The organism is Streptomyces sp. NPDC086023, assembly GCF_044540325.1.
In the GTDB taxonomy this organism is placed as follows: domain Bacteria; phylum Actinomycetota; class Actinomycetes; order Streptomycetales; family Streptomycetaceae; genus Streptomyces.
In genome coordinates, this window is sequence record NZ_JBITRX010000002.1 from 514,265 (window position 1) to 527,921 (window position 13,657).

At 74.1% G+C, this 13,657-nt stretch carries 10 protein-coding genes; 6 read left to right on the forward strand and 4 right to left on the reverse strand.

Translation table 11 applies throughout. The features are described from left to right. Nucleotides 1-46: 46 nt before the first annotated feature. Nucleotides 47-3,478 (forward strand): endo-alpha-N-acetylgalactosaminidase family protein, encoded by a 3,432-nt coding sequence (locus ACIF6F_RS05635; protein ID WP_399941623.1) that lies wholly within the window; start codon nucleotides 47-49, stop codon nucleotides 3,476-3,478. Here ACIF6F_RS05635 and ACIF6F_RS05640 read toward each other — a convergent pair. Then, on the reverse strand, nucleotides 3,475-4,236 hold the full coding sequence (locus tag ACIF6F_RS05640) for a helix-turn-helix domain-containing protein (protein ID WP_399942181.1): 762 nt from the start codon (nucleotides 4,234-4,236) through the stop codon (nucleotides 3,475-3,477). The genes ACIF6F_RS05635 and ACIF6F_RS05640 overlap by 4 nt on opposite strands. Nucleotides 4,237-4,439: 203 nt before the next feature. Between ACIF6F_RS05640 and ACIF6F_RS05645 the strand changes: the two genes are divergently transcribed. The 3 genes from ACIF6F_RS05645 (at nucleotide 4,440) to ACIF6F_RS05655 (ending at nucleotide 7,083) form a co-directional block, all read left to right on the forward strand. Next, nucleotides 4,440-5,648 (forward strand): cytochrome P450, encoded by a 1,209-nt coding sequence (locus ACIF6F_RS05645; protein ID WP_399942184.1) that lies wholly within the window; start codon nucleotides 4,440-4,442, stop codon nucleotides 5,646-5,648. Between the two features lie 72 nt (nucleotides 5,649-5,720). Further along, a complete protein-coding gene (locus ACIF6F_RS05650; protein WP_399941626.1) occupies nucleotides 5,721-6,284 on the forward strand; it encodes a hypothetical protein in 564 nt (187 codons plus the stop codon). A gap of 1 nt (nucleotide 6,285) precedes the next feature. Beyond that, on the forward strand, nucleotides 6,286-7,083 hold the full coding sequence (locus ACIF6F_RS05655) for a hypothetical protein (protein WP_399941628.1): 798 nt from the start codon (nucleotides 6,286-6,288) through the stop codon (nucleotides 7,081-7,083). Nucleotides 7,084-7,221: 138 nt separating this feature from the next. Here ACIF6F_RS05655 and ACIF6F_RS05660 read toward each other — a convergent pair whose 3' ends face one another. Beyond that, a complete protein-coding gene (locus tag ACIF6F_RS05660) occupies nucleotides 7,222-9,546 on the reverse strand; it encodes an immune inhibitor A domain-containing protein (RefSeq protein ID WP_399941631.1) in 2,325 nt (774 codons plus the stop codon). A gap of 186 nt (nucleotides 9,547-9,732) precedes the next feature. Between ACIF6F_RS05660 and ACIF6F_RS05665 the strand changes: the two genes are divergently transcribed. Continuing rightward, on the forward strand, nucleotides 9,733-9,888 hold the full coding sequence (locus ACIF6F_RS05665) for a hydrophobic protein (protein ID WP_399941634.1): 156 nt from the start codon (nucleotides 9,733-9,735) through the stop codon (nucleotides 9,886-9,888). 100 nt (nucleotides 9,889-9,988) lie between these two features. On the opposite strand, the gene ACIF6F_RS05670 is transcribed toward ACIF6F_RS05665, so the two are convergent. Continuing rightward, on the reverse strand, nucleotides 9,989-10,537 hold the full coding sequence (locus ACIF6F_RS05670; RefSeq protein WP_399941637.1) for a DUF6328 family protein: 549 nt from the start codon (nucleotides 10,535-10,537) through the stop codon (nucleotides 9,989-9,991). A gap of 110 nt (nucleotides 10,538-10,647) precedes the next feature. Here ACIF6F_RS05670 and ACIF6F_RS05675 point away from each other — a divergent pair, with 110 nt between their 5' ends. Then, complete coding sequence (locus tag ACIF6F_RS05675; RefSeq protein WP_399941640.1) at nucleotides 10,648-12,453, forward strand: glycoside hydrolase family 15 protein; 1,806 nt, start codon at nucleotides 10,648-10,650, stop codon at nucleotides 12,451-12,453. 147 nt (nucleotides 12,454-12,600) lie between these two features. Here the strand turns inward: ACIF6F_RS05675 and ACIF6F_RS05680 are convergent, their stop codons facing one another. Next, entirely contained in the window at nucleotides 12,601-13,569 is a 969-nt protein-coding gene (locus tag ACIF6F_RS05680) for a SigB/SigF/SigG family RNA polymerase sigma factor (RefSeq protein WP_399941643.1), read from the reverse strand. Nucleotides 13,570-13,657 lie beyond the last annotated feature (88 nt).

Here is a 13,657-nt window from a genome sequence, read left to right on the forward strand (position 1 = left end):
CGGTTTGTCCATAGGCCCCCCGCCGCACCGTCCGCAAGCTGGACCGATGCGAACCCCCCTGCGCACCGCGGCGGCCGCCGCGGCGGGCGGCCTGGCGGCCGCCCTGCTCGCGGTCCTCCCCGCCCGGGCCGCCACCCCCGTGACGATCGGCTCCGCGGACCTCACCGTCCGCGTCGACGCCGACTTCCCCCGCGTCATCGGCTACACCCACCGCGCCACCGGCCGGACGCTCGACGGCAACCCCGACCCCCTCACCACCATCCAGGTCAACGGCACCGCCCACACCCCCGCCGTCACCTCGACCGTGTCCGCCGCCGCCGTCGACTACACGATGGCCTTCTCCGGCGTCACCATCCGCTCCCGCCTCCAGGTGACCGGCTCCGTCGTCGAGTTCAGGGTCACCGCCATCGAGGACACCGCCGCCCTGCGGGTCCGCACCTTCGCCATCCCCGAGCACACCCTGGTCAGCGTCCGCAGCGACCAGCCCGGGGCCGCCCTGGCCACCGCGCGGATGCACACCGCCACCACCGGCAGCGGCGACACCTTCACCTCCGTCACCGCGAACACGCCCGTCGACGCCGCCCCCACCACGGTCATGTACGGGCTGCTCAACACCTCGGGACTGGCCGCCGCCGTCGACTCCAACTCCCTCCACGACAAGCCCTCCGGCGGCACCGCCCGCGAGAACGGCCGGATCGCCAAGCGCGTCGTCGACCAGGGCACCCACCGGCGGGCCGGCCTCTGGAGCGGCGACTGGCTGTACCGCGCCGAGGGCGCCGCCGACACCGACACCGAGCCCCTCCCGTACGCCCGGGTCGCGATCACCGCGGACCGCAACGGCGACTCCGCCGTGGACTGGCAGGACGCGGCCGTCGCCCACCGCGACATCTGGACCCCGCCCACCGGCTGGCAGCACACCGCCGACCGCGTCGTCCAGCGCATCCCCTTCAACTTCGCCTCCCAGGCCACCCACCCCTTCGCCCAGACCCTGGACGAGACCAAGCGGGTCGGCCTCGCCACCGACGGCCTCGGCCAGTTCGTCCTGCTCAAGGGGTATGCCTCCGAGGGCCACGACTCCGCCCACATGGACTACAAGAACGTCGGCGCCAAGCTCGGCGGCGCCGCCGGACTGCGCGCGCTGACCACCGCCGGCCACGCCTGGAACGCGGACTTCGGCGTGCACGTCAACGCCACCGAGGAGTACCCGGTCTCCGCCACCTTCGACCCCGCCCGCCACTCCGGCGGACTCGGCTGGGACTGGCTCGACCAGTCCTACTACGTCGACACCCGCCGCGACGGCCAGTCCGGGCAGCGCCTCCAGCGGCTCGCCGACCTCAAGACGGCCGTGCCCGGCCTCGACTTCCTGTACGTGGACGTCTGGTACGGCGACGGCTACGTCTCCCGCAAGCTCCAGCGCGAGATCGGCGGCCTCGGCCTCCAGCTGGCCACCGAGTTCCCCCACACCCTGACCGAGCAGTCCCTCTGGCACCACTGGGCCGCCGACGTCAACTACGGCGGCACCGACCTCAAGGGCATCAACTCCACCATCGCCCGCTTCATCGGCAACCACGTCAAGGACGACTGGATCGCCGGCCACCCCCTCCTCGGCGGCGCCGAGGTCACCGCGTACGAGGGCTGGCAGGGCAAGAAGGACTTCACCGCCTTCCTGAACACCACCTTCGGCGTCAACCTCCCCACCAAGTACCTCCAGGGCTCCCCGATCACCGGCTGGTCGGGCGGCACGGTCACCCTCGCCGACGGCACCAGGGCCACCACCTCCGGCAACACCCGCCGGATCACCACCGGGGGCCGGCTCGTCCTCGACGGCGACACCTACCTGCTGCCGCGCGACGGCAAGCTCTACCACTGGAACGCCAAGGGCGGCAGCACCATCTGGACCCTGCCCGCCGGCTGGACCGCACCCAGGCTCTACCGGCTCACCGACACCGGCCGGCAGTACGTGTCCGACCTCGCCGTCAGCCAGGGCCGGATCACGATCAGCGCCGCCGCGAAGACCGCGTACGTCGTCTACGACGGGGCCGCCCCCGCACCGGCCCACCCCCAGTGGGGCGAGGGCACCCCGCTCAAGGACCCCGGCTTCCACGCAGGCGACCTCACCGCCTGGACCGTCACCGGCACCGGCGCCTCCGTGGCCCGCAACGCCCTCGGCCAGAACGAACTCGTCCTCGCCCCCGGCACCTCGCCCAAGGTGTCCCAGACCCTGACCGGCCTCGCCCCCGGCACCCACGCCGCCTCCGTCTGGGTCTCCACCCCCGCCGGCCGCACCACCACCCTCACCGTCACCCCGGCCGGCGGCACCCCCGCCGCCGTCACCGCCGACTCCTCCCCGCTGACGAACACCCTCGGCGGCAGCGAGAAGAACGGCACGAGGATGCAGCGCATGAAGGTGCTCTTCGACGTGCCGGCCGGCCAGTCCACCGCCACCCTCCAGCTCACCGCCACCGCCGCCACCGGCACCGCGTACCTGGACGACGTACGGGTGGTCCCCTCCGCCCGCACCCCGCTCGGCGGCCACACCCACGCCGAGGACTTCGAGAACGTCGACGCCGGCTGGGGGCCCTTCGTCTTCGGCGGCGCCGGCGGCTCCGCCACCGACCCCCGCACCCACATCGCCCAGCGCAACGCCCCCTACACGCAGGCCGGATGGAGCGGCAAGCTCGTCGACGACGTCATCAACGGGCAGAACTCCCTCAAGTCCCACGAGGAGCGCCAGGGCCTGGTCTACCGCACTCTCCCGCAGACCCTGCCGCTCACCGAGGGCCACACGTACCGGGTGAACTTCCTGTACGAGAACGGCTTCGCCGGCGACTACCAGTTCATCACCGGAGCCGGGAGCACCGAGACGGCCACGGCACTCGGCCAGGCCCGCACGCCGACCGCGTTCAGCACCACGTTCACCGCCGGTGCCGGCGCCTGGATCGGCGTACGGAAGGTCACCGGGGAGGGCTCCCACAACGAGGCCGACCTGATCCTCGACGACCTCACCGTGGACGACCTCGGCACCGGCGGGGGCGGCGAACGGCTCGTCCCGCAGGCACAGATGAGGGTCGCCGCCGTGGACAGCGAGGAGACCGCCGGCGAGAACGGCCGGGCGTCGAACGTGCTGGACGGCGACCCGGCCACCATCTGGCACACCCAGTGGTACCAGTCCACCGCACCGATGCCCCACGAGATCACCCTCGACCTGGGCGCCGCGTACGACGTCTCGGCCCTGCACTACCTGCCGCGGCAGACGCAGAGCAACGGGCGCATCGCCGACTACCAGGTCTTCACCTCCACGGACGGCGTCACCTGGGGCGCGGCGGCCGCCGGCGGCACCTTCTGGGACACCACCGCCCAGCAGACCGTGAACCTGGCGCCGCGCGCGGCCCGCTACGTCCGGCTGAAGGCCACCCGGGAGGTCGGCGGCAACCCGTGGACGTCGGTGGCCGAACTCAACGTGGGCTACAGGCCCTAGCGGCCCTGGCGCTGGTCCCGGAACCGGACCGGCGCCACGCCAACCCGGCGGCTGAACAGCCGGCTGAAGTAGGACGCGTCCTCGTACCCGACCCGCCGGGCGACCCCGGCGACCGGCAGGTCGGTACGGACCAGCAGTTCCTTGGCCCGGTCCAGCCGTATCCCCAGGAGGTACTCCTTGACACCCTCCCCGGTGATCCGCCGTACCGCGCCCCGCAGTTCGGCCAGCGGCATGCCCAGCCGGGCCGCGTGCTCGGCCACGGAGATCGGCAGCAGCGCGTCCCGGGCGAGCGCCTCCATCACGGCCTCGCCCTGCCGGGTCACCTCCAGCCGGGCGTACCGCAGGGCCACCAGCAGCCCGTGCACCGCGGCCGCGGCCTCCACGTGCAGCAGGGGCCCGTCCCGGCGGGCGGCCCGCACGATGCCGTCCACGATGTGCTGCACCTCGGCGGTCTCGCGGAGCGGTACCACGGGACACTGCGGTGTGACATAGCCCAGGTCCGCGTACGCCTCCACGCCGGGCCCCGTGAAGTCCACGAAGCACTCGTCCCACCCGGTCCCGGGGTCCGGCGCGTAGTGGTGCTCCACCCCCGGCACCAGCCACAGCAGCACCGGCGCCCGGACGGCCTGCGGCGGCCGCCCGCCATGACTGAACCACCCCCGCCCCCGCGTGACGACCACGGCGACGTGATGGTCCAGCCGCCGCGGCCCCACGGTCGGCAGCATCCCGCTCTGCAGCCCCACCCCCAGACACACCAGCCCGAGCCGCCGGTGCTACACCGTCGGCGAGAAGTAGCGCATCCACTGGCTGTCCGGCATGCCGCGTGATTGTGATCGACACCGAGGGCGCGGCTCAAGGGGGCGTGCGTGAACCGGCCTCGCTTAGCCTGTGCTCAGCCCCAGTTGAGCGACTGCCGGCCGAACCCGGAACCCGAGGAGCCCCGTTGAGCACTCCGCATCGCATGGACCCCGCCGGTGGCTGCCCGCACGCGGACAACGCGCGCCTGCTCGCCGAGGGGGCGGTCGCCTCCGTGCTGCTGCCCGGAGGCGTCGAGGGCATGGCCGTGCTCGGGCACGAGGCGCTCAGGGAATTCCTGGCCCACCCCGACGTCGCCAAGGACGCCCGGCACTTCGCCGCCCTCCAGGCCGGGGAGATACCCGACGGCTGGCCGCTGAAGACCTTCGCCACCGTCCAGGGCATGACCACCGCCGACGACGCCGACCACCGGCGCCTGCGCTCGCTGGTCGGCAGGGCCTTCACCGCCCGCCGCGTCGAGGAGCTGCGCCCCCGCGTCGAGGAGCTGGCCGGCCGGCTGCTCGACGGTCTCGACCGCGCCGCGGCCGACGGTGACGGCACCGCCGACCTGCGCCGCCACTTCGCCATGCCGCTGCCCATGGGCGTGATCGGCGACCTGCTCGGCGTCGACCCCGAACACCACGACCGGCTGCACCACCTCTCCGACCGGATCGTCTCGACCGACATCGCCCCCGCCGACGTCCTCGCCGCCAACCGGGAGCTGGTCGCCCTGCTCGGCGCCGTCGCCCAGGCCCGTACCGAGGCGCCCGGCGAGGACCTCACCAGCGCCCTGATCCTGGCCCGCGAGGAGGACGGGGACCGGCTCGGCGCCCACGAGCTGATCGGCACCCTGCTGCTGATCATCGCCGGGCACGAGACCACCCTGAACCTGATCACCAACGCCGTCCGCGCCCTCTGCACCCACCCCGACCAGCTCGCCCTCGTCCGGGAGGGCAAGGCCGACTGGGCCGACGTCGTCGAGGAGACCCTGCGCTGGGACAGCCCGGTCAGCTACTTCCCCTTCCGCTACCCGGTACGGGACCTCCCCGTCGGCGGCACCGTCATCCCGCGGGGCACCCCCGTCCTGGCCGGGTACTCGGCCGCCGGGCGCGACCGGTCCGCCCACGGCCCCGACGCCGACCGCTTCGACGTCACCCGCACCACCGGGACCCGGCACCTCTCCCTCGGCCACGGCCCGCACTACTGCCTGGGCGCACCCCTGGCCCGAATGGAGGCCGTGATCGCCCTGCGGGCGCTGTTCACCCGCTTCCCCGACCTCGGCCTCGCGGTCCCCGACGCGGAGCTGCCGCGCCACGCCAGCTTCGTCGGCAACAGCGTCCGGGCCCTGCCGGTGCGGCTGCGCCCGAGCACGTGACGCACCGGTTTGGCGGCCGGGCCGCTGGGCAGCAGCGCCTGCACAGCTGACCCGACGCCCCTGGAGGCACCGATGTCGACCGGCTCACTCATCGCCATCATCGTCGCCTGCGCCGTCGTCCTGGTCATCGTGCTGGTGGCGCTGTGGATGTTCTCCCGCCGTCGCCGGCTCCAGCGGGACTTCGGCCCGGAGTACGACCGCGCCGTCGCGGAGCAGGGCGGCAGAATGGCCGCCGAGAAGGAGCTGCGCGGGCGCGAGAGGCGTCATGACGACCTGGAGCTGCGCGAACTCCCCACCGAGGTGCGGCGCCGGTACGCCGACGAGTGGAGCGGCGTGCAGCAGCGTTTCGTCGACCACCCCGAGAGCGCGGTGGCCCAGGCCGACACGCTGGTCACCCGGCTCATGAACGAACGCGGCTACCCCACCGACGGCTACCGGCAGCAGCTCCAGGACCTCTCGGTCGAACACGGCAACACCCTGGAGCACTACCGGCGCGCCCACGAGGTGAACGAACGCAACGGAGACGGCCGCGTCACCACCGAGGAACTGCGCGGCGCGATGGTCCACTACCGGGCCCTCTTCGACGACCTGCTGGACAGCGGCACCGCGGGCGGCGGTGCACGGCGAGGTGAATGACATGGCACACGACGAGACGCGGCAGACCCCGGCCACCGAGGACCTCCTGGGCCCGGAGCGGGACGCAGGACAGGAGGCCGGCCGGGGCGATCGGCGGCCCCTCTACCCGGGCGAGGCCACCGGGGACACCGGACTGCCGGGTGGGCCCGGCAACCGGAGCCTCGCCGAGCGGCAGGAGAACGACCTGGCGGACCCCGGCGACTCGGCACTCGACGACGCCGACCGCGCCGGCGACGACCAACTGGCCCGCGCCGACCGGGCGGGCGACCCGGAACTCGCCGGCGCCGACCGGGCGGGCGACGCGGAACTGGCCGGCGCCGAGCGCGCCGGTGAGCCGGGCGAGCCCGGTGACCTCGGTGACCCCGGTGACCCCGGTACGGACCCCGGTACGGCGTCCTCCGGCGGCGGACCCGCGCGCACGACGGGACGCAGCAAGGGCGAGAGCGACGCGGTCGCCGAAGCCGGCACCGGCTCCGCGGCCCGGGTGTCCGGGGACGGCGTGTCGGGCCGGGGCGACGGGGAGCCCGACGGCGAGCCGCTCGTCGAGGCCGGGCAGGCCGGTGAGTGGCGCGCGGAGTGGAGCAGGATCCAGGGCGGCTTCGTCGACGACCCCCGTGCCTCCGTGCAGGAGGCGGACGGCCTCGTCGCGACCGTGATGCAGAGCCTCGCCGGCACCTTCGCCGACCGCAAGCAGCAGCTGGAGGGGCAGTGGCAGGCCGGCGGCGAGGTGGCCACCGAGGACCTCAGGCTGGCCCTGCGGCAGTACCGGTCCTTCTTCGACCGGCTGCTGCGCACCTGACCGTTCGGTCGCGCGTGACGGTCGTACGGCCCGCGCAACCCGGGCGTGAACCCCGGAAGCCCCGCCCGGCCCCCTCCTCGGGGCCGGGCGGGGTCCGTCCGTCCCGTCAGGAGGACGGACGGGCCGCGGGGGGCCGGATCAGGGGGACGGGCTGACCTGGACCGTGGTCCGGAAGCCGTTCTGAGCCTCCTTGAGGACCGTGATGCGGGTGCCGGTGTCCGGGACCTTCACGCCGACCTGCGGCAGATCCGGGCTCCAGTACACGCCCGCCCGGTCGTCGAAGACCGGCACGCCCGCACGCTCCGGGACGATCACCGGAACGCCGTTGCGGTGCAGCACCAGCTCCGCGCTCGGGCGCAGCGAGAACGGCGCGTCGAAGGTCTGCGCCCGCGCGTTCAGCGGGGTGCCGTCCGTGTACCGCAGCGCGTCAGGCCGGGCGTCGACCGGCAGGATCAGGCCCGAACCCGGGTGCGCCTTCGTGGTGTTGTCGCTGTAGGCGGTGTCCCACAGCCAGATCAGCACGCCCGGCTGGTACGGGTAGAACTCCACCGTGTCCTTGCGGACCGGGTCGGAGCCCCAGCCGAAGTTGTACGGGCCGGTCTTCAGGTACGCGCCGTAGCCGGTGTACCGGCGGTTCTCCACGACGTACGCGCGGGGGTGCTCGGCGATGCCCGTACGGCCCTGCGTCCGCGACCACTTGACCGCGGTCCAGCCGTTCGCGCCCTGCTCGGCGCCGTCGCGCAGCAGCTCGCGGCCGGCCGAGGTGATGGTCACGGCGTCGAGGGCGACGCCCTTGCCGTGGGTGTTGCTGTCGGAGGTGACCCGCAGCCGCAGCTGGACGGAGGTTCCTGCGAACCGGTCCAGCGGCACGGACAGTTCGGCCCAGCCGCCGGAGGTGCCGGAGATCCCGCGGGCCGGTACGGGCGCGCCGCCGACCGTGCCGGGCAGCGCGGCCCAGGTGCCGCCGCCGTCCGTGGAGGCCTCGACGGTCAGGAAGTCGAAGTCCTGCTCGATGTCGTACCAGACGCGGGCGTCGAGCCGGGCGCCCTCGGCGGGGACGGTGAGACCCCGGGTGAGGGTGTTGTCCATGAAGTCGCCCGTGCCGCTCCACCAGGCGCTGCCGCCCTCGACCGGGTCGGTCAGGTCGGTCCTGGTCACCGACGGCGGGAGGTGCACCAGCAGGGCCTGCGGGTCCTCGGTGTTGTAGCCCGACACGCCGAGCACGGCGCGCGTCCGGCGGCCCGCGTCGGCCTCCGTGTAGTCCAGCCAGCCCAGCTGGAGCTTGCTCCAGGCGTCCAGGTCGCCCGGCACGTCGCCGGTGGTGTTGCGCCCGCGCCCGAGGTAGGAGCCCGCGGACATCAGCGACCAGTAGTTGACGCTGTTGTCGCCGTCGGAGCTGTACAGGTCCGGCAGGCCCAGGTCGTGGCCGAACTCGTGGGCGAACAGGCCCACTCCGCTGTTCTCGCCGCCGGTGAGGTAGTCGCCCGCCCAGAGCCCCGAGTCGCCGACCGGCGTGCCGCCGGCCTTGTTGCCCTCGGGCCCGGCCTGGCCGGCCTGGTTCCAGTACGCGAACCAGCGGTGCGCCCACACGGCGTCCTTGCCCTGCCGGCCGCCGCCCCAGGTCTGGTCCTTGCCCGCGTGGACGACGACCAGGTGGTCGAGGTAGCCGTCGGGCTCGTCGAAGTTCCCGTCCCGGTCGGCGTCGTAGCGGTCCCAGACGTCGTACGGGGCCAGTTCGGCCTTGATCTCGGCAGGGGTGCGGCCCTTGGCCCGCTCGGAGTGGTACCAGGCGTTGGTGGCGTCCCGGATCATGTCCCAGTTGGTGCGGCACTGGCCGGGCTCGGAGCAGTTGTCGGTGCCGTAGCGGGCCTCGTTCCACGGCAGCCGGACCCAGTCGGTGACGTGGCCGTCCATGTCGTAGCGGCCGGAGGACTGGAGGCGGTAGTAGTTGCGCAGGCTCACCGCTCCCGGCTCGGCCGAGAAGAACTGCCGCTGGTAGTAGGCCCGGTCGAAGTCCTTGCGCCACACGGTGTGGTTGTCGGCCTTCACCGGCTTCTCGATGGTGTTGTGCCGGGGGCCGGGCTCGCCGCCGAACCGCGGCTTGCCCTCGAACTCGGTGGTGCTGTCCACCTGGTCGCCGAACTCGGCCAGGATCACGAAGACCTTGTCCTTCCGCTGCTGCGCCAGTTCGACGTACCGCTTGCCGACCTTGACCGTCTGGGGGAGGCGCCCGTCGGAGCCGGCCTTCAGGGACCCGGCCGCCACCCGCTCCAGCGCCTGGCGGCGCAGGGCCTGCCGCTGGAGTTCCAGCGGGGCGGGCGGCGGGGCGTCGGCGCGGCCCGGGCCCTCGGCCGGGGGAGTGCCGGTGGCCGGGAGCGGGGCGGCCGGCGGCGGGGCGGCCAGCGCGGGAGCGGCGAGCAGCGCCAGGGATATCGCCGCCCCTGCCGCGATCAGTCTGCGCAACGTAGGGGGTCCTTTCGGGAGTTGGTCCCGGAGACGGGGAACGGGCCGGCCGGGGCCGACCCGAGCGCAGGTAATATTTCACATGTGACAGGTCATGCATAGATGTGAAATTGCACAGTCCGCGGACGCATGTGTTCCGCACTCCAGGGCACCCGCGGAGGGACACGCAGCCTTGAGGAGGTCGTGATGATCCCGCTTCTGCTCGTTCTCCTGGTGATCCTGCTGCTGTTCGGCGGCGGCTTCGCGCTCGACGTCCTGTGGTGGATCGCCATCGCCCTGCTGATCGTCTGGCTGCTCGGCTTCGCCATGCGGAGCGGAAACGGCCGCTGGTACCGGTGGTGACGACGGGCCCGGCGCGTCCGGCGCGGCGGTGACGGGGGGCACCGCCGCGCCGCCGCGCTGCTGTGCCGGACCGGACCTGCCGACCGGACCCGGACCGGACCTACCGTTCGTCCCCGCGGCCCCTGTCCCCGTCCCCGCGCCGCCGCGCGGTGCGCTCCCCGTCCTTGCGGGCCAGCAGCAACCCGGGCATCACCAGCCAGCAGATGAAGAACCAGGCCGTGACGACGCCCGTGATCACCCAGGCGATCCAGTGCGAGGTCGCCACGTGCAGGAGCAGCAGCACCGACAGGTTCACCGTCAGCGCCAGCAGCACGATCCCCACCGACACCAGCCGCCCCGCGTCGCGCACCAGGTGCGGCTTGAGGTTCCGGCCGGCCAGCATCCGGTGGTAGGCCACCGGCGCGATCATCGTCCCCGTGGCCAGCGCGCCCAGGGCGACCGTGACCACGTACAACGTCTTGTCGAAGGCCCCCAGTTCGGCGTACCGCGGCGTGAACACCACGCTCAGCAGGAAGCCGAACAGGATCTGGGCGCCCGTCTGCGCCACCCGGACCTCCTGGAGCGTCTCGTTCCACCGCCGGTCCGCCCGCTCGTCCGGGGTCTCGTCACGCTCCGGCCCGCCGTCCTTGCCGGGCTGTTCCTCCGCCATGGCTCACCTCCGGACCGACACCGCCCGTACCCTCCCGCGCCTGTCCGCGGACGGCCCAGGTAAACGCCCGCACACCGGTTCCGCGCCTCCCGACCGGGTAGCCGCACACCATGAGTCCGTCCCCGTACGGCCACACGCTGCGCCCCCTGCGCGACTACGCCCTGCTCGCCGACGGCGAGCGCGGCGCCCTGACCACCCCCTGCGGCGACATCGTCTGGATGTGCGCGCCCCGCTGGCACAGCGGGGCCGTCTTCTCCGAGCTGACCGGCGGCAGCGGCCACTTCGGGGTGTCTCCGGAGGGGGTGCGGTCACTGCCGTGCGGCTGGTACGACGAGGGCACGCTGATCCGCACCACCCGCTGGACCGGTGCCGGCGGCGTCGTCGAGTGCCGTGACGCGCTCGCCGCGCCGGGCGACCCGCACCGGGCGGTCCTGCTGCGCCGCATCCGCGCCGTGGACGGCCCGGCCGTGGTCCGAGTCGAGCTCTCGGTCCGGGCCCGCTTCGGTGCCCACCCCATGACCGGCCTGCACCGGGACCGCGGCCACTGGGTGGGCCGCAGCGGCCTCCTGAGCTTCCGGCTCCGGGGGGTGCCCGAGAACGCGGACGCCACCCGGCCGGGGGTCCCGGACTCCGTCACCGCCCTGATCGCCCTGGACCCGGGCGGCACCCGCGACCTGGTGCTGGAGATCGCCGACGCGCGCGGCGGCAGCGTGCTCAGCGGACGGGGGGACGAGGCCGCGCGGCTGTGGCGGGAGACGGAGCGCTTCTGGGCCGCCGCCGTGCCCGACTGCGCCGACCTCACGGCGCGCAGCGACGCCCGGCACGCGTACGCCGTGCTCACCGGCCTGACCGCGCGCACCGGCGCGATGGTGGCCGCCGCGGCCAACCCGTTGCCCGAGCACGCCGCCGCCGGAGGCGGCCACGACCACCGCTACGCGTGGGTCCGCGACCAGTGCATCGCCGGCACCGCCGTGGCCGCCCACGGCCCGCACCGCCTCCTCGACGACGCCGTCCGCGTCGTCACCGCCCGCGTCCTCGAGTACGGCCCCGACCTCCACGCGGCCTACCGGGTCGACGGCCGCCCCGTGCCCCGCGAGCACGAACTGCCGCTCGCCGAGGGCTTCGGCACCGGCCCCCGCCCCGCCGGTGTCGTGACCGGCGGCCGGCCGGACGGCAGGTTCCAGCTGGACACCTTCGGCGAGGTCCTCGAACTCCTGGCCGCCGCGGCCCGCCGCGACCGCCTCGACGGCGACGGGGAGCGCGCCGCCGAGGTCGCCGTCAGCGCCCTGGAGGCCAACTGGCAGCGGCCCGACGGGGGCCTGTGGGACCTGCACCCCGCCTGGTGGACCCACTCCAGGCTGGCCGCCGTCAGCGGCCTCCGGGCCGCGGCCCGGGACATCGCGCCCCGCAACGTGGCCTTCGCCTGGTCCGAACTGGCCGACACGATCCTGCACGAAACGGAACGCACCTGCCTGCACTGGTCGGGCCGCTGGCAGCGCAGCCGCCAGGACCCGGGCGTCGACGCCGCCCTGCTGCGGCCGCTCGCCCGCGGCGGCCTGTCGCCCGCCGAGCCGGCCCTCTCGGTGACCCGGCAGGCGGTCCAGCACGACCTGGCCCGCGACGGCTTCGTCCACCGCTTCCGGACCGACGGCGCGGGGCCCGGACGGGCCGAGGGCGCCTCCCTGGCCTGCGGGTTCCTGATGGCCACCGCCTGCCTGGCCGAGCACCGGCCCGCCGCGGCCGCCCGCTGGTTCGAGCGCACCCGCTCCGCGTACGGCCCGCCGGGGCTGTTCGCCCAGGAGTACGACGTCGAGCTGCGCGAACTGCGCGGCAACCTGCCGGGCGCCCTGGTCCACGCCCTGCTCCTGGACAGCACGGTGCGGCTGACGGCCGCGGACCAGGACGTGGCGGGCTGAGCCACGGCGCGGCCGGAGCACCGTGTGGTCTGGGGCACCGCTCTGGCACCGCTCTGGCACCGCGGCGGGCACCGCGTGGCCTGGGGCACTGCGACGGCCGCCCGCACGCGGGCGGCCGTCGCACAGGGTCCTCTGGCCGCAGGGTCCTCAGTCCGCCGGCCGGCGGACCCCCCGCCGGAGCGGCGGCGCCTCGGGCAGCAGGCCGGCCCGCAGGGTTCGCAGGATCCGGCTCAGCAGCCGGGACACCTGCATCTGGGACACGCCCACGCGCTCGCCGATCTCGGACTGGGTGAGCTCCTCGACGTACCGCAGGGACAGGATCAGCCGGTCCCGCTCGGACAGCTCGCCGACCAGCGGCTTGAGCGCCTCCAGCAGCTCGATCCGCTCGAACCGCGGGTCGTCGCCGCCGAGGGCGCGGGTGAGCTGGTTTCCGTTCTCGGCGTCGTCGAAGGCGATGTCGAGGGACCGGGCGGTGAAGCCGTTCGAGGCGCCCTGTCCCTCCACCACCTCCTGCTCGGTGATCCCGAGCGCCCCGGCCAGGTCGGTCACGGTCGGCTCGCGGTCCAGCTCCTGGACCAGGTCGTCACCCGTCTTCGCGAGGTCCAGGCGCAGCTCCTGGAGGCGGCGGGGGACCCGTACGGACCAACTGGTGTCCCGGAAGAACCGCTTGATCTCGCCGATGATCGTCGGCATGGCGAACGAGGCGAACTCCACGCCCCGGTCCGGGTCGAAGCGGTTGATGGCCTTGATCAGGCCGATGGTGCCCACCTGAATGATGTCGTCCAGCGGCTCGCGGGCGTTGCGGAAGCGCTGCGCGGCGTGCTTGACGAGGCTGAGGTTCAGCTCCACCAGGGTGTTGCGGAGCCGGGAGTACTCGGCCGTGCCCTCCTCAGCCCCCCGCATGCGGGCGAAGAGCTGCGCGGACAGGGCGCGCGCCTCGGCGCAGCCGACGGTCCGCAGGTCGGGCATCTCCGGCAGCGGGGGAGGCTCCGGCGGACCCGCGGCCGCGGTGCGCCGGGCGGTCCCGTCGAGCGGGGCGGTCCCGGTACGTGGCGCGCTCCCGGGGTGCGCGGCGGTCCCGGTGGGCGTCCTGGTCCTGGTCGTGGTCCTGGTCATGGGAATCCTTCGATTCTCGACAAGGCACCGCGCCTACCCCGGATCGGCCGGGTGATGCCCCCACCCGCCCGTTCCGGTCCCGCCGCCG

Bases quoted from the DNA above. Each gene is read 5' to 3' on its own strand.
- ACIF6F_RS05680 (WP_399941643.1), bottom strand. From the start codon at position 13,569: ATGACCAGGACCACGACCAGGACCAGGACGCCCACCGGGACCGCCGCG.
- ACIF6F_RS05645 (WP_399942184.1), top strand. From the start codon at position 4,440: ATGGACCCCGCCGGTGGCTGCCCGCACGCGGACAACGCGCGCCTGCTC.
- ACIF6F_RS05665 (WP_399941634.1), top strand. From the start codon at position 9,733: ATGATCCCGCTTCTGCTCGTTCTCCTGGTGATCCTGCTGCTGTTCGGC.
- ACIF6F_RS05675 (WP_399941640.1), top strand. From the start codon at position 10,648: ATGAGTCCGTCCCCGTACGGCCACACGCTGCGCCCCCTGCGCGACTAC.
- ACIF6F_RS05635 (WP_399941623.1), top strand. From the start codon at position 47: ATGCGAACCCCCCTGCGCACCGCGGCGGCCGCCGCGGCGGGCGGCCTG.
- ACIF6F_RS05655 (WP_399941628.1), top strand. From the start codon at position 6,286: ATGGCACACGACGAGACGCGGCAGACCCCGGCCACCGAGGACCTCCTG.
- ACIF6F_RS05650 (WP_399941626.1), top strand. From the start codon at position 5,721: ATGTCGACCGGCTCACTCATCGCCATCATCGTCGCCTGCGCCGTCGTC.
- ACIF6F_RS05670 (WP_399941637.1), bottom strand. From the start codon at position 10,537: ATGGCGGAGGAACAGCCCGGCAAGGACGGCGGGCCGGAGCGTGACGAG.